The sequence below is a fragment of the Mycobacterium shottsii genome (genome assembly GCF_010728525.1).
Lineage (GTDB): Bacteria > Actinomycetota > Actinomycetes > Mycobacteriales > Mycobacteriaceae > Mycobacterium > Mycobacterium marinum.
Genome location: NZ_AP022572.1, coordinates 4,673,634 through 4,698,378, shown reverse-complemented (window position 1 = coordinate 4,698,378; position 24,745 = coordinate 4,673,634). Strand labels below are relative to the sequence as shown.

Genomic DNA, 24,745 nt, shown 5'->3' with positions numbered 1-24,745 from the left:
GTCAGGCGCTTCCCACTACCTGACGCCGTATCGTGTAAGGAAGTTCCTGACGGAGTGGGAGTGTTGTGGTGAGTGCTCACCCAAGGCCGGTTGCGCAGATCTGGTGTTCATTCTGCGCAAAGCCCGACACCGAGATCGACATGCTGGTGGCCGGGGCCGGGGTGCAGATCTGCAACGAGTGCGTGGCGACCGCCGCGGCGATCATGGACACGTATCGCGACAGACCGCATGAGGTTCGGCTGCCGATGTGGGAGTCGATGGATGATCAGCAGATGCTCAGTCACATCCCGCGAATTGCGGTAGTAGCTGGTCAGGTCGGGGCGGATTTGCGGGCCTGGGTCGCCGAGCTGCGTCGCCGTGGCGTGACGTGGTCGAGAGTTGGTGAAGCCCTTGGCGTTACCCGGCAGTCCGCGTGGGAGCGATTCTCGGTGCAGCGGTAGCAATACTGTGGGCGGACCGGCCGGCGCGTTGGGGTGTGGCTCGGTGCGACACCCGCGATATCCACGTCCGCGGAGTCCGTCGACGAAGCGCATCGCGCGTTCGGTGGTGGTGCGAACATGCCTTCGAGTACGGTGGCTCTCGGTCGCCGGGGGCGTTGTCCGTCGCCGACCCTCCGGGGTTCGCAATGCTCGTCCCGGTCGGGCGGAAATCTCGTCGCGACGATGAAAAAATCTGGAAGGAAACGGTTTTCACGGTCTTCTTGGTAGCTATATGCAATGTCGGCGACGAAGTGCCCGGCCGTTGACCACCCGAGACGTTTCCCAAATCCAGGACAGCGGGTGGGAGGCCGCCCTAGGCTCTGTGATCTACACCGCATCGATTGCCCAGGGTTGTTGGGCTTTGCTCAAGTGTCGGTCGCTGAGAAGGGGTGCAAACGGTGGCGTTCTTGGTTGCGGAGCCGCAGGTCATGGCGACGGTCGCCGGGCAGGTCGAGGAAATCGGGTCGGCGATCGGTGTGGCCAACGAGTTTGCCGCCGGCTCCATCTCGGGCGTTGCGGCCGCTGCCAGTGACGAGGTATCCGCCGCGATAGCCAGCTTCTTTGCGGCCCATGGTCAGGCCTATCAGACGGTGGCCGGTCAGGTTGCGGCGTTCCATACCGAGTTCCAGCAGGCCTTGGCTCAGGCCGGAAATGCCTATGTGCAGACGGAGGCGGCCGGGGCGGCAGCGCTTGCGGGTGCGCTGGGCGTCCCGGCGACATCGGCCGCGGCGCCCGCTGCCACGATCCCGCCATTCCCGGCAAATCTTACGGCGCTGGTTATGAGGGGCACCGGAATTCCGATACCGGGTCCAGGGTTTATCAATCTTGCCAATGAACTCTACGTGCGTTCAGTCAATGCCCTGTTGGGGCTGAACACGCCCGAGGAACTGTATCCGCTGACCGGTACCAAGAGTCTTAATCTCGATGCCTTGGTAAGCGAGGGGTTGACCATTCTGGATAACGCGATCATGGAGCAGCTTGCGATTCCCGGTAATACCGTCACGGTGTTCGGGGTTTCGCAGAGTGCGGTGATCGCTTCTTTGGAAATGCAGAAACTGGCGGCTCTGGGACCGGCCGCGCCAACCGCGTCTCAGCTGAACTTCGTGCTGTTGGGCAACGAGATGAACCCGAACGGCGGATTGGTGGCCCGGTTCCCGGACCTGTCGATCCCGAGCCTGGGGCTGACCTTCTACGGCGGAACGCCGTCGGACACTATTTACCCGACCTCGAATTACACGCTGGAATACGATGGCCTTGCCGACTTCCCGCGTTATCCGCTAAATTTTATTTCCGACCTAAATGCGGTCATGGGCATTGTCTATGTGCATCCAACTTATTTGGATCTCACCCAAGCTCAGGTTGATAATGCAATTCCATTGGCGACCTCCCCAGGCTACTCGGGCGTCACCAGTTACTACATTCTTCCGACGGAAAACTTGCCACTTCTGCAGCCGCTACGTGCGATCCCGGTCATCGGGAACCCCTTGGCGAACTTGATCCAGCCGGACCTGAAAGTGCTCGTCAACCTGGGCTATGGCGACCCCACCTAAGGTTATTCCACGAGCCCAGCCGACATTACGACGCCGTTCGGCTTGTTCCCCGATGTGCCGCCACACGTCATCGCCGACGCGCTGGTGGCGGGAACGAAGTAGGGCATTAGCGACTTCTCGGCCGATATTCAGCAAATGTTCTCGCAGCCGGCCACGCTGCCATCACCGCCGATGCTGTAAGCGCCGGACCTCATGGCCGCGCTCGCGGCGGCCCCCACTCCGGTAGAGGTCGTCAACACGCTGACCAAGATTGTCTCCGACGACTACGCAACTCTGCTTCCGTTGGCAGACATCGGCACGGCCTTCGTCATCACGATGCCCACTTATGACGCCACCCTCTTTGCCGATCAACTCCTGCAGGGCAACCTCATCAATGCGTTCGGATATCCCATCGCGGCCGACGTGGGACTGACCGCGATCTCGGGTGGAGTAGTCGCCCTGGTCGCCATCGGAACTCTCCAAAGCAACATCAAAGATCTGCAGAGTCTCTTTCCCTAGCTCGATCGGTCTGGCTGGGTGATCGGCGAGGGCGATCGATCTGGAAGTCAGTCGATGACGAGCGGATCCGCAGCCGCGTCCCGTGCGTTGCAATGGTGACCGGCCGGGCCGAGACGTACTTGCGGGTCTGGGCTTTGGGAACTGCGCCCGGTGCGTGATGTGATCGAGAGGTGTTGAGGCGCTTGTCGTCACCTGGAATTCCGAGGGCCGCCGATTTCGCTGCAACACAGCGCTACGGTGCCCCTGGGGCGGCGTAGCATCAAAGCCGGCACCCGTGAGCTAGGCATGACATGAGCAAAACCCGGAGCAATACCACCGACATCGACAAGTGGGATCGCGCCCTCACCGCGCATGTCATCGCCCTGACCAGGCCGATTGTCAAGCGCTACATCCGTTCCGAGGTGCGTGGCCTGGACAACATCCCGCCCGGTGCGTCCCTGCTGGTGTCGAACCATTCCGGTGGCCTGGTTTCGTTTGATCTGTCGGTTTTTGCCGTCGGCTACTACGACCAGTACGGGTACGAGCGCCCGTTGTTCGCGCTCGGCTTTGACACCTTGTTCGCCGGGCCCGCCGCGGAGTTCTTCAACCGCACCGGGGTGATCCGCGCGACGCGGGCCAACGCGGCCGCGGCGTTGGCGTCTGGTGCGGTAGTGCTGGTCTTTCCGGGCGGAGACCTTGACGTGTATCGACCGACCCTGCGCGAGAACGTCATTGACTTCGGCGGTCGGACCGGTTACGCGGCCACCGCTATCGAGGCAAAGGTGCCGATCGTTCCCGCGGTGTCCATCGGCGGGCAGGAAGGCCAGTTGTTCTTGACCCGGGGCAGGCGCCTCGCGCGTGCGCTGCGGCTCGCCAGGTTGGAACGCAGGCTGTTTCGCACCAACATCCTGCCGATCACTTTCGGCATTCCGTTCGGGTTCAGCATCGTGGCGCCGGTCAACGTGCCGCTGCCCACCAAGATCGTCACCGAGGTGTTGCCGCCGATCGACATCGTCACCGAGTTCGGCGATCACCCCGATGCCTCAGACGTCGACGCGCGGGTGCGTCAGGTGATGCAGTGCGGGCTGGACGCGTTGGCGTCCCAGCGTCATTTCCCGATTCTGGGCTAATGGCTGCGTCAGCGTCTGCGACGTAGCGGCGCCGGGTCCACCAACCCCGACTGAACCAGCGCGGCGTCGACGAACCGTTGAACCGGCTGGGAGCCAAAGAAGCCGGTGTGGCCGCCCCGATACCAATGAATCTCGGGCTTGCTCCAGTGCTCCCAGAGCCGGGTGACCTGGTCGCGAGGGTGAACCAACCGGTCGGCGACACCGGCGTAGATGAACCGGCCCGATTGCGGGGTGCGTGGAGTCAGTGCCAACGGTGAGATCCTCCGGCCGATGGGCTTGGCCGTGTTCATCGTCTGACGGAGCCGGCGATGCCCACTGATTCCGGCATGACGGCCAATCAGATCAACCACATCGACGGCCGGCACCCCCAGGATCGCGCACGTGAGCCCGTCGTCGAGGCTGGCGACCAGCGCGCTGAGCAGACCCCCGAGGGAAATCCCATTGAGCCCGATCATCGGGTCGGCCTGCTGTGAGCGGATCCAGGACAGCAGACGCCGCAAGTCCCACACGGCTTGGGCGGCGCCATGGACCGCATCGAGCACGTTCTCACTCGGGAAAGCGGCGCCCTAGGGTCGACCCCGCGCCCGGGGACCATGCAGCGGCAGCACCGGCAACACGACGTTAAGACCCAGATCCGAGTACAGGTGCCAGGCGTGGAACAGCATCAGATCGAGCGCGGCGCGTCCCATCTCTGCGCCGTGCACGCAGATCAGCCAGGGACGGGGCCGACGGTGTTGCAGCAGCAGGCCGTACACCCGTCGGTTTCCCGGGTAGCTGAGCCATCGCTCGCGGCCCGGTTCGCCGGGGTGGGGCTGGTACTCGCTGTCGAACAAGATGCGCTGGTAGGTGCGTCCCATGCTATGCACGCGTTTGACGGTGACATCGGCGAGCGGCGGGGGAGCCGCGAAGAATGCTTCGGGCCGGTCAAGCCAGCCGTGTTGGCGGTACATCTGCAGCGCCGCGAGCACCTCGCGATCGGTCTGTTCCAGCGTCGTTGTCGTGGGTGTGGGCCGCAGCATGCCGAAGCCGGCCAGCACGATCTCGTCTCGGAATGCCTGGGCGGCCAGTGCGAGTGTGGGTCTTGCCACCGGAAGTTCGCCAGGCTGGCGATCCAGGTAGGTGCCCCAGGTTCGGGCGTAGAACCCACCGGTACGGGTGAGTGGGCCCAGCATCTGCTGCAGGGGACTGGCGTTGCCGCGGCTCGGGCGCGGCGAGGCGGCCGTTTGGTCGATGTCCTGCATCTGGCCTCTACTTCGTTGAACACGGCAGGGTACGGGACTGGATGTGGCCAGCCTAGCTGCGTTGACTCGAGTCGGCGCACGGCACAAGCCAAGATCGCGCCCGCGCGTCACTTGCCCATCGCCCGAGCAGTGCCCGGTCGCAGACATCACCTCCCAATAACATACTAGATTGTACGGTATGTATCGCGCTGTCCGCCCTATCCGGTATTCGCACGGCAGGAGGAACTTTGGCTCCGAGGGATGGGCAGTGGATGAATGGACAACGATTCCCTTGGAGGATTTGCGATGCGATCTGTCGCGGTGGCGCCCCAGGCTCTGATGTCGGCGGCAATGGAACTACAACGAATCGGGTCTGTGCTGGTCGAAGCGAACGCGGCGGCGGCGGCGCCGACCACCGGTGTGCTGGGGGCTGGTGCCGATGAGGTGTCGTCGGCGATCGCGGCGTTGCTGGCCGGCCATGCCCGGGCGTATCAACGGCTAGGTGCTCAGGTCGCGATGTTTCATCAGCAGTTTGTCCAGTCTTTGAACGTAGGCGCGGAGCTCTACGCGGCCGCTGAAGCGGCCAACGTTGCGCCTTTGCAGCAACTGGTGCAAGACGTGCTCAACGTGATCAACACGCCCACCCAATCACTACTGGGGCGGCCATTGATCGGCAATGGCAGCAACGCGACGGCCCCAGGGGGTAGCGGCGGTGACGGCGGGTTGTTGTGGGGCAACGGAGGACGCGGTGCGGCCGGCGATGCCGCACACCCTGCCGGTGGTGCGGGCGGGGCCGCCGGACTTTTCGGCAATGGCGGTAACGGTGGCGCGGGTGTCGATGGAACCAGCGGCTCGGCTGGCGGGGCCGGCGGGTTGGGGGGCAACGGCGGGCTGCTGTACGGCAACGGAGGGGCAGGGGGTGATGGCGGTGCCGCGGGTGCCAATCCCGCCAGCTTTGTGAGTGGGGGTGCCGGCGGGAATGGCGGTAGTGGCGGTTCCGCCATGTTGTTCGGCGATGGCGGTTTTGGCGGGCACGGTGGCAGCGGTGCCACCAACAACCTCGGCAATGGCGAGTTCGGGGGATTCGGTGGATATGGTGGCGATGGGGGCAATGGGGGCCTGCTCTGGGGTGGCGGCGGATCCGGGGGCGACGCAGGCAACGCCGGAGATGATGCCAGCTTGAAGGCATTCGGCGGTGTTGGCGGACTCGGTGGAAACGGCGGCGCGGCCGGGCTGTTCGGTGACGGCGGCGCCGGTGGGGCCGGCGGGACTGGTGGAAGTGGCGCCGATGGGGGCGATGCGGGCACCGGTGGCGCCGGAGGTCGTGGTGGGTGGCTGATCGGCAACGGTGCTGGTGGTGGCACTGGGGGGAGCGGAGGGGATGGGACAACAGGGGCTGGCCGCGGTGGAGATGGCGGAAACGGGGGTAGCGCCGGGCTGATCGGGAATGGTGGTGCCGGCGCCGTCGCCGGTGGTGGTGGAACTGGTCCAATCAGCCGGGGCCCCGGTGACCCCGGCGCCGGTGGTAGTGGCGGGCTGTTATTCGGCCGGCCCGGACCGAGCGGGTAACCGGCGCTTTGCCGGGCGCCGACTTGGTCGGGGCCAACCTTGCCGGCGACCATGACGCGCCCGCGGGGCCGGGCCGTTGGCCTGCGAAATCACTCGAGGCCCACATCTGGCCGACCGGTGGGATGCTTGCCCTGTTGGGCACCTCACAGCAAGAGCGGTGCCAACAGTACGTAGGCTCGAATTCATGGCAGGGCGTGGCACGTCGGGAAATCGCAGGCTTGGGGTAGACGACTGGGTGCAGGCTGGGTTCGAAATATTGGCCGAGGAAGGACTCAGTTCGCTCAAGCTGGATCAGCTTTGCGCCCGCCTAGGCGTAACGAAGGGCAGTTTCTACTGGCATTTCGCCGACATGGAAGGCTACCGGCACGCGCTCGTTGAGGCGTGGGCGCAGTTCCGCGACGAAGACCGCGACGAAATCGAAGGTCTGAGGGAGGTCGAGCCGCGGGAACGGTTGGCGCTGATGATGGCCCTGCTGGCCAGGCCTCGACTCTGGAAGCTCGAACGCGCCATGCGCGAGTGGGCCCGCTCCGACAAGACCGTTGCGGCCGCGGTCCTTTCGGCCGACCGCCGGATGGTGCGAGCCGTGCAGCAGGCGTTCTGCGACTACGGATTTGATGCCGACGAGGCCGAAATGCGTGCCAACACAGCCTTTGCCGCCGGGCTGGGGCTGCTGCACATGTCCGGTTCGGCGCTTAAGGGCTTATTCGGTTCGGCGCTGAAGAGGCAGACGGCGGCGCCGGAACGCAATTGGTTTCTGGAATTCTTGTTGCGGGAGTGACTGTGCCGCCTTGGCAGGTGCCCTGCGGTCCGGTTGACGGCTCCTGGACATCGGTGCGCCTGGCGTGGCTGAGCAGAGTTCGCGCATAGGCGAAGCAGGCGGTAGCGCCGACGACGACCGAAGGAGCAATTGCCACCGCGGCATGAGGTGTGCCGCCTCGGTCCTGTCTGCTAATTGCGGACGCGGTGGTAGGTGATGATGGCGGCCAGGGTGACACCGCCGAGGTAGGTCAGGGCGTATTCGTCGTAGCAGGTGGCGACCGCGCGCCAGTGTTTGAGCCGGTTGAAGCTTCGCTCGACGGTGTTGCGGTGCTTGTAGATTCGGCCTGAGAACCCCGGAGGCCGTCCTCTGTTGCGGCCTTTGGCTTTGCGGCGGGTGATCTGGTCGCTGCGCTCGGGGATGGTATGGGCGATCTTGAGCCGGCGCAGCTGTGCCCGCGTCGAGTCATGGGAGTACGCCTTGTCCGCCAGCAGGTGAAACGGGGCGTATGAGTTGCTGCGCCGGGCGGCCAGCAATGGCCAAAGCATCGGATTATCACCGGCTTGACCGGCCGACAGTGCCAGGGTGACCGGACTGCACAGCTGGTCGGTCAAGGCGTGGATCTTGGTAGTCAGCCCGCCGCGGGAACGCCCAATGGCGTGGTCATCGGGCTCATCGAGATATTTCTTGTAATTCGACAGATCCCCTGTGCGGCGCCCGGGCGCGCTCCGGCTGCGTGTTGGTGGGCGCGCACACTGGTCGAATCGACCGACAACAGTGCGCCCAGGTCGGCGTCCTCGGCGTCGAGGTCAGAGGCGATCGCCGCGAAGATCCGCGCGTAGATGCCATCGACCGACCAGCGTAGATGCCTCTCGGCCACCGATTGCCAGGGACCGAAGTGCTCGGGCAGGTCACGCCACGGAGATCCCGTACGGTAACGCCAGATAATGCCCTCCAGAGTACGTCGATGATCGTTCCACGGCCGGCCACGCCGCCGCCCCGCAGGCAACACCGCCACGATCAGCGACCACAAATCATCAGAAATCGCATGCGTCCGCATCACCCAAACAGCATCAGCCAAAACACCATTCACATTAAGCAGACACGCCCTAGGGCGTGGCCTATCGCCAACCATGCCGTGCCCAGCACCCAGGTGCCGAGAAATGCCAACCAAAAGCCGTATTCCGGATTGGACGGTCGTCGAAACAGTCCTTTCAGCGCCATCGCCAGCAGCAGTGTCGCGGTCGTGCTGAGAGCGAACTGTGTCAAGCCCGCTCGCACAGACACGTCCGCGCCGAGGCGACAATGAGCAAACGCCGCCCAACTCCCATACCCGGCGCCCGCCAACAGTGCGATCAATAGCGGGTGGGGGCGCCGCGCCAGCGTTGGGCGTCGGGGATACCCTCTCATTGGCTTGAGTCAGGTGCGTATTAACCGAACAAAGCCGCCGGCGATGTTCGCCGGATCAAGCGGTATCCAAGTCAGCAGTGCTTCGCCTTCGGCGAATCGTGGATTGAGGTCGCGATAGAACCGTGCGTGGGGGTCGTGCTCGAGGCTGTGTAGGCGTGCGGCGTCCCGTGGTATCGCGCCGGAGTGCACGATCCAGGGGCTTGCGCCGATCGGGACGTAGTGCATTCGAGCGCTGAACGCTCTTGCTAGGGACTCGACTTGGGGCGGGGTACGGTGATTGCGGCACGGGTAAACCCGTGGCATGGTCGCGGCAAGTAGCCGATAGGGCGCAGGAGATGAGCTGCGGGTGCAGTAGGCGAGGCGGGTACGCGGTTCACTAAGCTTGAAGTGCAATGCCTGGCGTAAACCCCAGAATATTGCTGACGCCCCGCAGTGATAGCCCCGTCGAAAGAAGACCCCGGCATAGAAAATCGCGTGCCGATCGCCCGTCGCGGCCATCCGTTCCAAGCCGGCTTACGCGAAACCCACGACTTGGCCTAGCGCACCGTAGTACACGATGAGGCGAACCTCGTCCCCGGCGAATATCCTTCCTGCCAACTGATCTTGCGTATCGCCTCGCACCGTCTCGCAGTAGACGTCATAGAGACGCGACACCAAATCGGCGCGCTCCGTGGCGTCTAGTGATGCCGAACGAAGGTGCTCGCTGCGGGCGACTTCTCGGGGCTGAACGTGGCGCGCCGATGCCGCCCAGGGGGATGCCGAGCCGATTGAGTAATCGGCTAGCGGCATGGCGGCGCTTCCTGGCGTTGGCCAGCTCCAGCTGCTCGGGATCGCTGCGGATCTGCGTTTGTCAATGTCCATGTGTAAAACACCTCGGCTCAGCGGTTCTTGATTTTCACCGCGGTCCGTCGACCGATTCGTTGCGTCGGCCGGCTATGACCTACAGTAACGTACAATACAAAATGGTATGCGCTGAGGCAAGCGGAGGAGTTGCTGAGTTGCCCAGGTGCCGCATCGCGCGGGCCACTGTGTCCGCGATGGGGAGAAACTCGGATATGGCAGCGCTGTATGGGGTTTCGGTGCCACCTGATCAATGTCGCGCTACCGTCTGCGACCGAAAGGATGCCATCGTGTCGGATACTGCACCGTGGCTGGGGCGGTTCACCGGAATTCCGGCGAGGGCAACAGATAACTGTCCGGGCGGGTCATACGCGCCGCCCGGGCAGGGTCTGGAGGGTTTGATCCGGGTTGGTGCTACTGGGCCTCCGCCCGGATTTCCAGGTTCTTGACGGCTTCCGGATCGTTCTCGGTGAGAACGACTTTCGCGGCGCCGCCGGGCGAGCCGAGCTCGCTGAAGAAGTCGACGTTGATTTGTGTGTAGCCGCTGTATTCGGCGGGCAGATCATCTTCGTAGTAGATCGACTCAACCGGGCACACCGGTTCGCAGGCACCACAGTCGACGCACTCATCGGGGTGGATGTAGAGCATCCGGGCGCCTTCGTAAATGCAGTCGACGGGGCATTCCTCGATGCACGCCTTGTCTTTGATGTCGACGCAGGGTTCGGCAATAACATATGTCATAGCGGTTTCCTTCCAGGAGATGTCAGCCGTGGCCAATGCGAAGCAGTTCGGGCAGACTCGCGACCTTGACGCGGGGACGCTGCTGGGACTGGCCGGCTTCGCGCTCAAAGTTGTCGATAGCCTCCCAGTGTGCAGCGGCAATCAGTTGCGGCTGGCAGGAGTTCAACCATTCGGCGAGCGCGTCGCCGCGGTTCTGGTCGGCGGCCGGGTTGGCGGGCTGGTGCGCCAGGTCTTCGAGCAGGGTGTCGACGGTGTCCTGGGAGTCTTTCTTGTTCGTTCCGATTACGCCGGTCGGTCCACGCTTGATCCAGCCAACGACGTATTCGTTGCTGCTGCCCGCGACTCGACCGCCACTGTGGGGGATGGTGGCGCTATTGGTGTCAAACGGCAAGCCAGGGGTGGGGAGACCGCGATAGCCGACGGCACGCACCACCAGTTGTGCGGGCAGTTCCTCACGTGCACCGGTGTCCTTGGCCATCATTCGTCCGCTGGCGTCGCTCACCAAGTCATTTCTGCCGACCACGATGCTTTCCACCTTGCCGTTTCCCTTGATCTCGATGGGAGACGTCAAGAAACGCAGCACGATCCGACGGTGCCCCGGTCTGGCCGGGCGACTGGCGTAATCGCGCAGTACCTTGAGGTTTTGTTTGGCGACTTTGCCTATCGCGGCCGCATCGTCATCGCTGATGCCGTCAAGCTGGGCTGGGTCGACTACGACGTCGACGCCGTCGAGCTCGCCGAGTTCACGCAACTCCAGTGTGGTAAACGCGCTCTGCAAGGGGCCGCGCCGACCGATGATCACCACTTCCTCAACCGTGCGGGCGCGCAACGATTCCAGCGCGTGATGGGCGATGTCGGTGGCGGCCAGTACATCTGGATCGGTCACCAGGATGCGCGCGACGTCGACGGCAACGTTGCCGTTGCCTATGACGACGGCGCGGGCGCCGGACAGATCCGGTGCCATCTGCTCAAAGTGCGGGTGCGCGTTGTACCAGCCGACGAAATCAACCGCGGCAACACTGCCCGGCAGCTGCTCGCCGGCAATGTCGAGTGCACGGTCAGACTGCGCACCGACGGCGTAGATCACCGCGTCGTAGCGCAGGGCCAGGTCGGCCGCTTCGACATGCTCGCCCACCTTGATGTTGCCGAAAAAGCGAAAACGCGGGTCCTGCGCGGTCTTCTCGAACTGCTGGCTTACCGATTTGATCTTGGGGTGATTGGGCGCGACACCGGAACGGACCAGGCCCCAGGGCGTCGGCAACATCTCGAGCATGTCGACCGCGACATCGATCTGATCCGACGCATTGGCGGCTTTGAGCAGGGCCGCCGCCGCAAAAAACCCGGACTGGCCGGAACCCACAATCGCTACGTGGTAGAGACGGGTCATGTCTCTCATGCTCGTCATCCCCAACGCGACCGGGTAGAGGTGTCGATGTTGTGGAGTCACAAGCATTGGTTGTGATTTGATCAAGCATGCCGCTCAGCTCCCGCATGCCCGAACTTGCCTCTTTTGAAATCTTTCTGGCAATCGCCCAGACCGGAAGCCTGGGGGCAGCCGCCCGAGAGCTTGGGCTGACCCAACAAGCGGTGTCCAAGCGGCTCGCGGCCATGGAGGCCCACACCGGCGTGACGTTGGCCGTCCGCACGACGCGCGGCTCACAACTTACCCCAGCCGGCCTGATCGTATCCGAATGGGCAGCCCGCCTGCTTGAAGTGGCACAGGAGATCGATGCGGGCCTTGGATCGCTGCGTAAGGAGGGACGCGAACGGATCCGGGTGGCGGCCAGCCAGACGATTGCCGAACAGCTGATGCCGCATTGGCTGCTGGCATTGCAGGACGCGGCCAAGCGGCGCGGCACCACCGCCCCGCAAGTGATCTTGACCGCCACCAACAGTGACCACGCGATCGCCGCGGTTCGTGACGGCACCGCCGATCTCGGATTCGTCGAGAATCCCGGTCCGCCCACCGGACTGGGCAGTCGTGTGGTGGGCCACGACGACTTGGTGGTGGTCGTCCCGCCCGGGCACAAGTGGACTCGGCGGCCCAGCCCGGTGACCGCCCGCGAGCTGGCCGAGACGCCACTGGTTACCCGCGAACCCCGCTCTGGCATCCGCGATTCGCTGACCGTGGCGCTGCGTCAGGTGCTGGGTGAGGACATGGTTCAAGCACCGCCGGTTCTTGAACTCTCGTCGGCGGCGGCGATGCGCGCCGCGGTCTTGGCCGGTGCGGGGCCCGCGGCGATGAGCCGGCTGGCCATCGCCGATGACCTGGCGGTCGGCCGGTTACGGGCCATCAGCATCGCTGGCCTGGACCTGCGCCGCCAGCTTCGAGCCATCTGGGTCGGTGGGCGTGTTCCGCCCGCCGGGGCAATACGAGAATTGCTGAGCCACATCACGTCCGGCGGTGAGTAGGCCGCGCCCGGCGAACAGGTTCAGGCCGCGGCGTCACCGGCGGCCAGCGCCTGGTCGTAACGGTCGAGCACGGTTTGCGCTACCAGCGGGTGGGCGCCCATCGGACGTGCCATCGCAATGTCGTTGTCGCATGCGTACTTCCACACCCGGTCGGTGATGAGCCCCGGCGCCAGAAACCATGGGGCGATGACGAGACGGCGGGCGCCGCTGGCGCGCAACTGTGCAGCGGCGTCGGCCACCGACGGCTTGGGGCCGGTGGCGAACGCCATTGTGGTGCCGGCCCAACGGGTGCCCGCACCGAGCTTGGCCGCCACCCGTGCCGTGCGCGCGTTGACCGGGGCATGCGATGAACCGACCGCGACCACCAGCACGCCGATGTTGCGATCACGCGGGGAAACCCCGCGCTCGGCAAGGCGGTCGCGTAACACCGACACCAGCCGATCGTCCTCGCCGAGCACGGCGGCCTCGCGGACACCGAGCGCGCCGGAGCGCGCAATCTGTTCCGGGATGTCGGTGCGGGCGTGGTAGGCGCTCGCCAGTAGCAGAGGAGTGACCACGGCCCGCTGGCTGTCGGGCAGTTCGGCGAGCACCTCGACGAAGTTTGGTGCGCAGAGTTCCAGGAAGGCCAGCCGCACATCGAGATTCGGCCGCATGCGGCGTAGCGCAGCGGCGACGGCCCGGGCGTTGTCCGCCGACCGGGGGTCTCTACTGCCGTGCGCGGTGAGCACGAGCGTGCTCATGAGGCGTGCAGCCCGCATTCGGTCTTGGTCCGGCCCCGCCAACGCCCGCTGCGCGGGTCCCCACCGACTGCCGGTTTGGCGGTGCACGGTGCACAACCGATCGACGGGTAGCCCTCGTCGACCAGCGGGTTGACCAGCACGTTGTTGCTCTGGATGTAGTCCTGCACATCCTGGTCGGTCCACGCCACCAATGGGTTGATCTTGACCAGCTTGAAGGCCTCATCAAAGCTGATCACCGGGGCGTTGGCGCGAGTGGGGGACTCCACCCGGCGCAGGCCGGTGATCCACGCCGCATACCCACGCAGCGCATTGGTCAGCGGGACGACCTTGCGCAGTCGGCAACACTCGTTGGGGTCGCGCGCGAAGAGGTCCTTGCCCAGCAGCTTGTCCTGTTCGGCCACGGTGTGCTCGGGGCTGATGTTGAGCACTCTGATGTCGTAGACAGCCTCGATTGCGTCGCGGGTACCGATGGTTTCGGCGAAGTGATAGCCGGTGTCGAGGAAGATCACCGGCACCCCCGGGCGCACCTTCGACGCCAGGTCGATCAACACGGCGTCTTGCATGTTGGAGGCAACCACGTAATTGCACGTCGCCCAGCCGCGGGGTCCGTTGATCCCGCCAAAGTGTTCGTCGGCCCAGCGCAGCAGATCGGTCGCGCTGGCACCCTCCATCTCCGCGGCACCGCGTGCGGCCAGCTCACGCAGCTGCGTCTCGTTGGGCTGATCGCTCATCGTGTTGTCCTCAGCTCGTCGGGAAGCGCTCAGCGCAAGTCGGCTTCGTCGGCGCGCAGCGCCCAATTCGCAAAGCGTTCGCCTTCCTCGCGTTGATCCAGGAACTTTCGGGTCACCCGGTCGATGTAGTCGCCGAGCTCGTCACTGGTCACCTTGTGCTGGCGCAGCTTGCGGCCGAACCCGCTTTGTTCGCCCAGGCCGCCACCGAGGTGGACCTGGAATCCTTCGACCGAGTTGCCCTCACCGTCATCGATCCACTGACCCTTGAACCCGATGTCGGCGACCTGGATACGGGCGCACGAGTTGGGGCAGCCGTTGATGTGCAGGGTGATCGGCACGTCGATCTTGGAGTCGACGTCGGCCATGCGCTCTTCCAACTCGGGCACCAAAGACTGCGCACGGACCCGGGTTTCGGCGAACGACAGCTTGCAGAACTCGATGCCGGTGCAGGCCATTGTGTTCTTGCGCCACCCGGACGGCTTGGACGGCAGGCCCAGCTTGTCCAGCCCGGTGACCAGTTCGTCCACCTTGTCGTCGGGCACATCGAGGATGATCAGCTTCTGGAAGGGGCTGAACCGGGCCCGGTCGGAGCCGACCTTCTCCATCAGGTCGGCCACCGCCTGCAGGGTGGTGCCAGTGACGCGTCCCGCGATGGCGGCGACACCGACGGCGTTGAGCCCGTTCTTGATCTTCTGCACTCCGACGTGGTCGATCGGGTGCTTGATCGGTTCGGGAGCCGGGCCGTCGATCAGCTTGCGCTTGAGGTACTCGGTTTCCATGACCTCACGGAATTTTTCTACGCCCCAGTCCTTGACCAAGAACTTGATCCGGGCCTTGGCACGCAGCCGTCGGTAGCCGTAGTCGCGGAACACCTGGGTGACCGCCTCCCAAACGTCGGGCACCTCGTCCAGCGGGACCCAGACGCCGACGCGTTGCGCCATCATCGGGTTGGTCGAAAGGCCGCCACCGACCCACAAGTCCATCCCGGGACCGTGCTCGGGGTGATTGACTCCGACGAACGCGACGTCGTGGGTCTCGTGGTAGACGTCCTGCAGGCCCGAGATCGCGCTCTTGTACTTGCGGGGCAGGTTCGCGTAGTCGGGGTTGCCCAGGAAGCGCCGGATGATCTCGTCGATCGCCGGCGAGGGGTCGAGCACCTCATCGAGCGAGTCGCCGGCCAGTGGTGAACCGTGAATGCCGCGTGGGCAGTCACCGCAGGCCTCAATGCTGGACAGGCCGACGGATTCGAGCCGGCGCCAGATCTCGGGAACGTCCTCGATCCGCAGCCAGTGGAACTGCACGTTCTCCCGGTCGCCGATGTCGGCGGTGTCACGGCCGAACTCGCTGGAAATCTGGCCCAGCACGCGCACTGTCTGCGCCGACATCGGCTTACCGTCGGAGCGCACCCGCATCATGAAGTACTTGGCTTCGAGCTTGTCGATGTTCTCGTCGCCGGTCCAGCTGCCGTCGTAACCCTGCTCGCGCTGGGTGTACAGACCCATCCATTTGAAGCGCAGCCGCAGATCGGTCTTCTCGATGCTGTCGAAGCCTTCTTTGGCGTACTTGTTGAGGATCCGGTCGCGCACGTTCAGCGGGCCGTCATCGTGCTTGATCTGCTCGGTGTCATTGAGCGGATCAAGCTGTCCCAATGCCCATTGGCCTTCGTTGCGAGTCTTGGCGGGACGGGCTGTCGTCATGCGGCCTACTCCTCTGTCGACAATGCTGACCGGGATTGGCTGCCTGGACCGCACGCTCCGCCGGTTGATGGCCAACCGGCGGACCCCTCGTGTGCGGACATGAGGCTGGCCTGCGACATCGACGGTGATGTTGGTCAGCGGGAGATACCCGAAAGGCGCTTCATCGGACCCCGCGGGTCATGACCCCGATGTTTCGCCGCCCCGGTAGGCGCCGGTAGAGGCCAACACGTTGTGAGATCACAACTATTGGTTGTGATTACGTTTGACGGGTCGTGCTCGTGGCCGGCATCCGTGGTCGCCGTGTCCGCCCGAAGATAGCAAGCGGGATAACTGATTTGGCAATCTCAGACAGTCGAGGTCGGATTCCGGGGCGGAGTCCATGCGCGGACTCGAGATGTCACGTGCTCGGGAAACCTCGGTCAGAAAATCGCGCGCAGCGTGACCAGACCGACCGCGCTCAGGATAGCCGCCGCGGGCAGCGTGATGACCCACGCCAACGCGATTGGCTTCATCAGTCCCCAGTTGGTGGCCCGGTTGACGATGCCGACGCCGAGGACGGCGCCGATCAAGATGTGGGTGCTGGAGACCGGAAGACCCAGCACGGTTGCGCCCATGACCACTCCCGCCGCCGATAGTTCGGCAGCAAAGCCCGAGGCCGGATGCATCGTGGTCAGATTGTGTCCCACGGTTGCTATCACCCGCCGTCCGATGAACCACAGCCCGGCGCACAACGCGACCCCAAACGTGATCATGGCGGCGGCGGGCACCGCCGCCTTGCCTTCAATCGAACCCGAGCGCAGTACATCCAGCACTGCGGCGAATGGGCCGATGGCGTTTGCGATGTCATTGCTGCCGTGGCTGAATGCGAAACCGGAGGCGGTGAATACCTGCATCCAGCTGAACATCAGATAGGTAGAGCGCGAAAGTGATTCGCCCCGAAGCGTTTTAGCCAGAATGAAGGTGGCCATCCACACCGCCGCGCCCACCATCCCCATGATGAAGAAATTGTTCATGGTGGTCAGGCCCAAGTGCATGTGCTTGAAGCCCTTGAACAACAGCATGGCGGAAATGATCATCGATCCGGCCGCGGCGACCAGCGGAACCCAGTTCTGCAGCGCCCGGAATGCGTCGACCGACGATCTCTTGGTATCGATCTCGTGGAGTTCGCGGTAGTAGTCGGACTCCAGCTCGTCGGGATCGAAATCCCTGCGGTTGGCTGCGACGGCGTCGCGTGCGATCGCACCGGTGTAGGCGATCTGCTGGATTTCGCTGAGACGCTCGAACGCCGCCTTGTGGCGCTCGCGGTGCGCGATGCGTTCCTTCTTGATTTCCAGGAGCTTTCGTTCGGCTTCCTCGTTGTACAACAGGATGTGGCGTTTGATCCTGCCGTAGAGCACGTAGGACACCAGTCCGCCCAGCAGCGGTGAAAGTACCCATGAGATCGCGATTTGGCCGATCTCGTCCCACTGGACCATCTGGAGAGCGGAGAGGCCCTTTCCGTCAACGATGCCCAGCGTGACCGCGGCGCCGACGATGCCGCCCACGATCGAGTGTGTGGTCGACACCGGGTATCCCATCCGGTTGGCAAACAGCAGCCACAGCGCTGCCGCCAGCAACGCGGCCAGCATGATGTTCATGAAGTCGTTGGGAGCGACCGACGCTCTGGAGAGGTCGATGATTCCGCTGCGAATTGTCTCGGTGACATCGCCCCCGGCAATCACCGCGCCGCTGACCTCGAAAATGGCTGCCACCAGAAGCGCCTGTTTCATGCTCAGCGTGCCCGCACCGACGCTGGTGCCAAAGGAGTTGGCGACGTCATTGCCGCCGACGTTGAAGGCCATGAATATTCCGACAACGGTGGCCAGGACCAAGATGAGCTTGTTGGCGCTTGGGCCGGCGTAGTCGAACGCCCAGAACGAGAACAGCACGAACGATCCGGCCAGCAGCAGGCCGAACGAGAGGTGCCACGCGCGATCTTGGCCGAACAAGCCCCCGTACTGCGGCGTCGGCGTTATGGGATCCTGTAGTTCGCTTGCCACCAGTGCCCGTCCCTGTGTGCTATCTTTCGCGGCTCACGCCGGCTCGTACCTGGTGATCGAGCGTCAGCAGGTTGCGATACGGCAGCGAGCGCCCGGTAAACGTCGAGTGAACAAAGGCCATACGGTCGGGGCGCACCCCGCGCCCAGATTGATCGAACTCCCGGTGGTGGGCGATGGAGGCGCCACGAGTGACTGCTGGTTCGTCGTGCGGTGGGCATCAGAGTGGTTGCGGCCGTTTGCCCAACGGTTCGTCGACGAGCCCCCGGCCCGAGCATGACGGCTCGACCGAGATCGGCCAGGCGGGGCGGATCCTCGAGGCGGCGGACCATCAAATGACGTCAGACACGAGGCGCTAGCGCGACTGGGAACTCGCCCCGCGGCGGTCAGTGGTGGCGTAGCTGTTGGCCGCCACGCGCAGCAATTCCGCATACGCCCGGAGCTGTGCGGAACAAGCATGTTCCAATGCGGCCAGCGCCTCTGTCATGGCAGCGGACTGCCGAAAAAATGACGCTGATGCCGCATCTCTGCACACGTTTGTTGGCACCCACGGAAGCACTTCTTGATCGAGGTGTCCTGCCCGTTCGACAAACTCCGGTGCAACTGTGATCAGGACGCTAGGGGCAACGCTCATCGCTGAGTTAATCGGATTAATCGGATGCATGAATTGTTGCTCCTTACGACACGTGCTTTTACAGTGGTATTCACGATCAATTTGACTGGGTGCATCGATAGTGTTAGCAACCGATACGGTATTTGTCAACGGCGGAACTCGTTGAAGTTGTGGAAATAATTCACCGTTTGGAGAATATCTGTCTCGTGGTAAATTACGGTGAATTAAACGGACGATTTACGCTTGTTGGCGCGAGAGATTCGGATATTGACGCCAGTAATCGTTTCTGTAAATAATCGGCTTCTGTAAATCCAACGTCGGAGGTGATTAAACCATGGTCAGGACGATCGGCAGACCGGTCGGGGAATACGCTGAACTGATGCTCGACCCCGGTGGGTGGCCTGGATTCGCACCCACGGAACTTCGCGGATATTCGGCCGAGACCGGCTTTCGCATTTTGGGGGTCCGCGGCACGTTGGCCGGGGTGCACGGTCTGAGCCAAGACCTTTTCGAGACCTGGGCCGGCCCCGCGGCCAGCGCCGCCACCGCCAGGCTCGCCGAGATCATTGCGCACTGCGAGACGCTGGTTGCGTTCCTACAGTCGATCCAGAGATGGTTTCTAACCGTGGCTGCCGATGTTAGGACAATGCAGCTGCTGATTGCTGCCAGCGTCGCTTCTGCCGAGGCTCAGATCCATGCCTTGGAGGCCGCGGGGCCGGAAAACGAAGCGGCCATCCAAGCAATAGTTGTCCAGCGACACGCCATCCACCTGCAGATGGTTGAATCGCTCGCGGCGCGAATTAATGCCTCAGCCGCGGGAGTATTGGCGGCTGCGCCGGTGTAGTCGTCGGGCCTCCGATGGTGCGTCGCTGATGTGCCTAAGGTGTGTGCCCTGTTGCATCCGGCTCAAGACTGGATGGTTGTGAACAACACGTCGGGGTTGAGGATCCCCGCCGGATCGAAGCTCTGTTTGATCCGCGACATCAAGGCGATCTTGGCCGGGTCTTCGAGCTCGAGAAAGTATGGGGTTTTCGCGCGGCCAACGCCGTGTTCGCTGGACATGGCACCACCTAGTTCCATTGCCAACGCAAAGATGTCGGTCATCAGTTGCTTCTTCTTGACCGGGTCTTTGCAAATGATGGCCAGGTGCACGTTGCCGTCTCCAGCATGCCCACAACCGATTGCGGCACCGCCGGCGGAGGCCGCCAGCCCTCTGGCGGTGCTAAGGAACTTCGGCATGGACGCGCGCGGGACAACGGTATCGATGAGGTCGTCGGCGCCGGCGGCCTTGGCCGCCCAAAACGCCTTCTCCCGCGCCTCGATCAGCTTGCGCGCCGAGGCGCCTTCGAGCACGTAGGCATCCATCGCGCCCAGCTCGGCCAGCAGCTCACCAGTGGCCTCGACATCCTCGAGCAGGCGATCGGCGGTTCGGTCTTCTAGCGCCACAAGCAGATACGCTTGGCAGTTGTCACGAACCCGATCTGGGATGCCCAGCTCCAGGTTCTGGGTGTAGACCAGCGCGGCCGTGGTCATGTTGTCGATGTATTTCACGATGTAGGGCGCCAGTCCGGTCGCCAGGATCTTGGGCACCGCCGCCATGATTTGATCGAAGTCGGCGAAGGGGGCCAGCACGCTGGCGTTATGAGTCAGCTGCGGGTGCAGTTTGACGATCACCTCGGTGGCCAGGGCCAGGGTGCCTTCGGATCCGACGATGAGTTGGGTGAGGTCGTAGCCTGTGGAGACCTTGGCGATCTTGCCGCCGGTGCGGACGATCTCGCCGGTGGGCAGCACCGCCTGCAGCCCGAGGACGTTATTGCGCGCTATCCCGTATTTGACGGCTCTCATCCCGCCGGCGTTTGTTCCGACGTTCCCACCGACGCTGGAGGACAGCTCTCCGGGGTGCACCATGTAGCCCCGTCCGCGATCGTGAGTCGCCGCGTCCAGCTGGGCCAATGTGATGCCGGGCTGGACCACGGCGACCTGGTTGTCGGTGTCGACCTCCAGGACTTGATTCATTCGTTCGAAGGAGATCAGCAGTCCGCCCTCGCGGGGGCGCGCGGCCCCCGACAGGCCACACCCCGAACCGCGCGCTGTTACCGGTACGCGATATTCGGAGGCCGCCAACAGCAGTCGGGAAACCTCTTCGGCGGTGGCCGGCTTGACGACGTACGCCGGCTGCTGGGGCACCTGAGTCAGCTCTTCGTCGTGGGAATAGTCTTCGGGAATCGCGTCGCCGGTGAGCACATAGTTGTTGCCGACGATTTCCACTAACCGCGCTGTTATGTCGATCATCGAAGGGCCTCACGTTTCTGCCGTGTGGGACAGCGACTCACTTTATCGGCAGTTTCGGTCGAATTGACATAGCCACCGCGCCAAGCTGAAACGGTATTGGTGCCGGTTTCGGCGGTACTGTTCGTCGAGAAGCGGCCAGTGCTGGTGGCCGGCGAGCGCGAAGGTTTTGTGATGTGCAGTAGCGGAACGGTTTTCAATCACATTGGACTGTGCGCCACTGACCGGTGGCGGTCTCGGCGCGTGCTGGGCAATGCGGAGGCTCTCGGCGGATCGGTGGTCGAGCGCACGGTGTCGAGGCGTTCGGCGATGATCGGCGATCCCGATGGGCAGCTGCTCGAACTGCTGCAGACGGAGCGCTGACGGCGGCACCGCCATGTCCCTGAAGCGCCGACTTGTCATGCGAATTGGATAGGCACATAACACGCTTCACCGGCGCGAACGGCTGCGCTCGAGGCACACACTAGACTTGCGAGTCGTGAATTCCCCGATAAAGCGAGTCGCGATCAGTACCGTTGGCGGGGACGCGCCGGGACCCAACGCGGTGATCCACGCGGCCACTCTTGCCGCGCGAAACCGCGGCTGGGACGTGGTCGGGATCCGAGACGGCCTCAATGGGTTGTTGCTGCCCGAGGACTATCCCGAGGGCGGACTGATCGAGCTCACCCGCGACCGGGTTCGCGGGATCATCCACCAGGGCGGCACAATCATCGGCACGACCAATCGGGGCAACCCGACCGCCTACCCGGTGCGGCAGAGCGACGGTAGCTGGGCCGAAGTGGCCCGCACCGAAGAACTCCTGGGCCGATTCGCGCAGCACCAGATCGATGCGCTGATCCTGGTGGGCGGCGACGGGTCGATGTCGATCGGCCAGCATCTGCACCAGTCGGGGTTACCGCTGGTCGGCGTACCCAAGACCATCGACAATGACCTGGACAAGACGACGTCCACATTCGGCTTCGACAGTGCGGTCGACTTCGCCTCCGAGTGCATCGACCGGCTCTTCACCACCGCGACCTCCCATGGCCGGATCATCGTGGTGGAGGTGATGGGCCGGTACGCGGGATGGATCGCCCTGAACGCCGGCATGGCCTCGGGGGTGCACGCGATCCTCATCCCCGAGATCCCGTTCAGTCTGGAGCCGGTGGCAGCTGTGATAACCGATCGCGAACAGCGCGGCGCGAAATTCTCGATCGTCTGCGTCGCCGAGGGCGCCAAGCCGATCGGCGGCGAGGTCACTATCCTGGGCAAGTCGGTGGGGCAGGCCGAACGCCTCGGTGGCATCGGCGCCAAGGTGGCCGCCGAGCTGGAACGCATGACCGGCCGCGAAGCACGAACGGTGGTATTGGGTCACCTGCTGCGCGGCGGCTCGCCCACCTCGTTCGACCGGCTACTGGGACTGCGCTTCGGCGCCGCCGCCGTGCGGGCTCTCGATGAGGGGCGCTACGGCGTCATGGTGGCGCTGAACCCGCCGACGGTGGACTTACGTACCGCTTGCCGACGCCACTCATCGGCAGAAGGTCGTTCCGCTCGATTGCGACTCGATCCTGACCGCGCGCGACATGGGGATCAACTTCGGCGACGAGATGCCCACCCACAGCACCATCGATTAGGCGCTCGCGCCTACTGCAGTGGCACCACGTGCTGCTCGAGGTCGAGGATCTGCCGGGTGGTCTTGACCACCACGTCGGGGTTGAGGCTGACCGAGTCGATGCCGGCGCGGACCAGGAACTCGGCCATGTCCGGATAGTCCGACGGCGCCTGGCCGCACAACCCGGAGTGAATGCCGTTGCGGCGGCAGCCCTCCACCGCCAGGCGAATCATCTCCTTGACGCCGTCGTCGCGTTCGTCGTAGTCGAAGGCCACGATTTCGCTGTCGCGGTCGACTCCCAGGGTCAGCTGAGTCAGGTCATTGGAGCCGATCGAGAAGCCGCCGAAGCGCTTGGCGAACTGGTCGATGAGGATGACGTTGTTGGGGATCTCGCACATCGCATACACCTCGAGTCGGTTCTCGCCCCGCCGGAGGCCGTGTTCGGCCATCGTCTCGAGCACCAGGTCCGCTTCGGCGACCCGGCGCACGAATGGCAGCATGATGACCACGTTGGTGAGCCCCATCTGATCGCGGACCCGCTGCATCGCACGGCATTCCAGCGCGAAGCCCTCGGCGTAGGCGGGGTGGGCGTAGCGCGAGGCGCCGCGAAAGCCGATCATCGGGTTGCTCTCGGTTGGCTCGAAGCCGCTGCCGCCGATCAGGCTGGCGTACTCGTTGCTCTTGAAGTCCGACATCCGCACTACCACGGGTTTGGGCCAGAACGCCGCCGCGATGGTGCCGATGCCTTCGGAGAGTCGCTGCACAAAGAACTCGGCACCATCGGAATAGCCGCGGGTGAGCCGCTCGATGGTGCGGCGTGCCTCGGGGTCGTCCACCTTGTCGGGGTGCAGCAGGGCTATCGGGTGGATCTTGATGTATTCGCCGACAATAAATTCCATCCGGGCCAGTCCCACCCCATCGTTGGGCAGGAACGAGGTCTTGAACGCGAGGTCGGGGTTGCCGAGGTTGACCATGACCTCGGTGCGCGGCCTCGCCAGGTCGGCCACCTCGGTGCGATCCACGTGGAAGCCCACCTCCCCGCGGTACACCCGCCCGGTGTCACCCTCCACACACGACACCGTGACAAGTTGGCCGTCCGGCACATTGGTGGTGGCATCCCCGGCGCCGACCACCGCAGGGATGCCGAGTTCGCGCGCAATGATCGCGGCGTGGCAGGTTCGGCCACCGCGGTTGGTGACGATCGCGGCGGCGATCTTCATGACCGGCTCCCAGTCCGGCGTTGTGGTGTCGGCGACCAGCACCTGGCCGGGCTTGAAGTCCGATAGCCGCTCGAGGTCATCGATGCGTTTGACCACCCCCGAGGCGACCTTTTCGCCGACCGAGCGGCCCTCGGTCAGTATCTCGCGCTGCTCGCCGGAGCCTTCCAGCACATAGGTTTCCACCGTGGTCATGCTGCGCTGCGAGGCGGCTGTCTCCGGGCGGGCCTGGACGATGTAGAGCTTGCCGTCCAAACCGTCCTTGGCCCACTCGATATCCATCGGCCGCCCGTAGTGCTGCTCGATTGCCAGCGCATAGCCGGCCAATTCGAGCACGTCCTCGTCGGTGATGCAGAAATGAGCACGGTCGGCCTTCGGCGTCGGAATGTTGCGGGTCGTCTGCTTGGTCCCGCCCTCGACAAAGACCATCTTCACCGCCTTGTCGCCGATCAGCCGGCGCAGCACGGCGCGGTGACCGGCCTGGTAGGTCGGCTTGTGGACGTAGAACTCGTCGGGGTCGACCGCGCCCTGTACCACGTTCTCGCCCAGGCCGTAGGCGCCCGTCACGAACACGACGTCATTGAAGCCGGACTCGGTGTCGAGGGTGAACATCACGCCTGAGGAGGCGAGGTCGGAACGGACCATCTTCATGATGCCGATCTACAGCGCCACCTTGAAATGGTCGAAGCCCTGATCGACGCGATAGTGGATGGCCCGGTCGGTGAACAGGCTGGCGAAACAGCGGCGGCACGCATCGAGCAGGCTTTCCTCACCCTTGATGTTGAGAAACGTTTCCTGCTGGCCGGCGAAGCTGGCGGTCGGCAGGTCCTCGGCGGTGGCCGAGCTGCGCACCGCCAGGCTGACGTCCTCGCCGTACTCTTCCTGCATTATCCGGTAGGCGCCCACGATCTCGCTGGCCAGGTCCTCGGGCAGCCCTGCGCCATAGACGATTTCACGGGCGCGTTTGCCTTTGCGGGCCAGCGCGGTGACATCGTCGGCGTCTAGATCGTCCAGCTCGGCGTGCAGCGCGTCCCACGCGCCGGCCCGGTCCAGCATGTGCTTGTAGGCATCGGCGGTGGTGGCAAATCCGTGCGGTACGCGCACACCCTGCTGCGACAGCTTCTGGAACATCTCGCCCAGCGAAGCGTTCTTGCCGCCCACCAGTGGCACGTCCTCGATGCCGAACTCTTCGAAGAAGCGAACGTAGGAAAAGCTGCTCATGACCCAATCCTCCATATAGTTACTG

General features: G+C 64.1%; 14 protein-coding genes and 6 pseudogenes. 9 read left to right on the top strand and 11 right to left on the bottom strand.

What is annotated here, in order from left to right; genetic code table 11:
* Nucleotides 1-68 precede the first annotated feature (68 nt).
* From G6N41_RS21655 to G6N41_RS21645, 3 genes and pseudogenes are all read left to right on the top strand, one after another.
* Nucleotides 69-440, top strand: a complete 372-nt coding sequence (locus tag G6N41_RS21655; RefSeq protein WP_231608651.1) for a ClpX C4-type zinc finger protein — start codon at nucleotides 69-71, stop codon at nucleotides 438-440.
* 437 nt (nucleotides 441-877) lie between these two features.
* Nucleotides 878-2,527 (top strand): annotated as a pseudogene (locus G6N41_RS21650) (PE family protein).
* Between the two features lie 290 nt (nucleotides 2,528-2,817).
* Nucleotides 2,818-3,636, top strand: coding sequence for a 1-acyl-sn-glycerol-3-phosphate acyltransferase (locus G6N41_RS21645; RefSeq protein WP_198965621.1), 819 nt, complete (start codon nucleotides 2,818-2,820; stop codon nucleotides 3,634-3,636).
* A gap of 8 nt (nucleotides 3,637-3,644) precedes the next feature.
* Here the strand turns inward: G6N41_RS21645 and G6N41_RS21640 are convergent.
* Nucleotides 3,645-4,877 (bottom strand): annotated as a pseudogene (locus G6N41_RS21640) (alpha/beta hydrolase family protein).
* A 285-nt stretch (nucleotides 4,878-5,162) separates the two neighbouring features.
* On the opposite strand from G6N41_RS21640, the gene G6N41_RS29830 reads away from it, so the two are divergent.
* On the top strand, nucleotides 5,163-6,425 hold the full coding sequence (locus G6N41_RS29830; RefSeq protein ID WP_198965620.1) for a PE family protein: 1,263 nt from the start codon (nucleotides 5,163-5,165) through the stop codon (nucleotides 6,423-6,425).
* 184 nt (nucleotides 6,426-6,609) lie between these two features.
* A complete protein-coding gene (locus G6N41_RS21630) occupies nucleotides 6,610-7,203 on the top strand; it encodes a TetR/AcrR family transcriptional regulator (RefSeq protein WP_012395064.1) in 594 nt (197 codons plus the stop codon).
* Between the two features lie 170 nt (nucleotides 7,204-7,373).
* Here the strand turns inward: G6N41_RS21630 and G6N41_RS21625 are convergent.
* The 4 genes and pseudogenes from G6N41_RS21625 to G6N41_RS21610 form a co-directional block, all read right to left on the bottom strand.
* Nucleotides 7,374-8,245, bottom strand: a pseudogene (locus G6N41_RS21625) (IS5 family transposase).
* 26 nt (nucleotides 8,246-8,271) lie between these two features.
* The gene (locus G6N41_RS21620; protein WP_198965619.1) at nucleotides 8,272-8,469 is read right to left on the bottom strand and encodes a hypothetical protein; all 198 of its coding nucleotides are present in this window, start codon (nucleotides 8,467-8,469) and stop codon (nucleotides 8,272-8,274) included.
* Nucleotides 8,470-9,846: 1,377 nt separating this feature from the next.
* Entirely contained in the window at nucleotides 9,847-10,173 is a 327-nt protein-coding gene (gene fdxA, locus G6N41_RS21615) for a ferredoxin (protein WP_198965618.1), read from the bottom strand.
* Nucleotides 10,174-10,195: 22 nt separating this feature from the next.
* The gene (locus G6N41_RS21610; protein ID WP_198965617.1) at nucleotides 10,196-11,569 is read right to left on the bottom strand and encodes an FAD-dependent oxidoreductase; all 1,374 of its coding nucleotides are present in this window, start codon (nucleotides 11,567-11,569) and stop codon (nucleotides 10,196-10,198) included.
* A 77-nt stretch (nucleotides 11,570-11,646) separates the two neighbouring features.
* Between G6N41_RS21610 and G6N41_RS21605 the strand changes: the two genes are divergently transcribed.
* On the top strand, nucleotides 11,647-12,585 hold the full coding sequence (locus G6N41_RS21605; protein ID WP_198965616.1) for a LysR family transcriptional regulator: 939 nt from the start codon (nucleotides 11,647-11,649) through the stop codon (nucleotides 12,583-12,585).
* A 20-nt stretch (nucleotides 12,586-12,605) separates the two neighbouring features.
* Here G6N41_RS21605 and G6N41_RS21600 read toward each other — a convergent pair whose 3' ends face one another.
* The 4 genes and pseudogenes from G6N41_RS21600 to G6N41_RS21585 form a co-directional block, all read right to left on the bottom strand.
* Nucleotides 12,606-13,325, bottom strand: coding sequence for a sirohydrochlorin chelatase (locus tag G6N41_RS21600; protein WP_117422426.1), 720 nt, complete (start codon nucleotides 13,323-13,325; stop codon nucleotides 12,606-12,608).
* Nucleotides 13,322-14,056: a phosphoadenylyl-sulfate reductase gene (locus G6N41_RS21595; RefSeq protein ID WP_198965615.1), complete on the bottom strand. Its 735-nt coding sequence runs from the start codon at nucleotides 14,054-14,056 to the stop codon at nucleotides 13,322-13,324. The genes G6N41_RS21600 and G6N41_RS21595 overlap by 4 nt, the downstream gene beginning before the upstream one ends.
* Before the next feature lie 29 nt (nucleotides 14,057-14,085).
* On the bottom strand, nucleotides 14,086-15,753 hold the full coding sequence (locus G6N41_RS21590; RefSeq protein WP_198965614.1) for a nitrite/sulfite reductase: 1,668 nt from the start codon (nucleotides 15,751-15,753) through the stop codon (nucleotides 14,086-14,088).
* Nucleotides 15,754-16,172: 419 nt separating this feature from the next.
* Nucleotides 16,173-17,815, bottom strand: a pseudogene (locus G6N41_RS21585) (inorganic phosphate transporter).
* A gap of 966 nt (nucleotides 17,816-18,781) precedes the next feature.
* Here G6N41_RS21585 and G6N41_RS21580 point away from each other — a divergent pair.
* A complete protein-coding gene (locus G6N41_RS21580) occupies nucleotides 18,782-19,246 on the top strand; it encodes a hypothetical protein (protein WP_231389765.1) in 465 nt (154 codons plus the stop codon).
* Nucleotides 19,247-19,308: 62 nt separating this feature from the next.
* On the opposite strand, the gene G6N41_RS21575 is transcribed toward G6N41_RS21580, so the two are convergent.
* Entirely contained in the window at nucleotides 19,309-20,694 is a 1,386-nt protein-coding gene (locus tag G6N41_RS21575; protein ID WP_198965613.1) for an FAD-binding oxidoreductase, read from the bottom strand.
* A 96-nt stretch (nucleotides 20,695-20,790) separates the two neighbouring features.
* Here G6N41_RS21575 and G6N41_RS21570 point away from each other — a divergent pair, with 96 nt between their 5' ends.
* Nucleotides 20,791-21,054, top strand: a complete 264-nt coding sequence (locus tag G6N41_RS21570; RefSeq protein WP_231608648.1) for a hypothetical protein — start codon at nucleotides 20,791-20,793, stop codon at nucleotides 21,052-21,054.
* A gap of 115 nt (nucleotides 21,055-21,169) precedes the next feature.
* A pseudogene (locus tag G6N41_RS21565) lies at nucleotides 21,170-22,102 on the top strand (6-phosphofructokinase); the annotation flags it as partial.
* A 212-nt stretch (nucleotides 22,103-22,314) separates the two neighbouring features.
* On the opposite strand, the pseudogene ppsA reads toward G6N41_RS21565, so the two are convergent.
* A pseudogene (gene ppsA / locus G6N41_RS21560) lies at nucleotides 22,315-24,720 on the bottom strand (phosphoenolpyruvate synthase).
* Nucleotides 24,721-24,745: the final 25 nt, after the last annotated feature.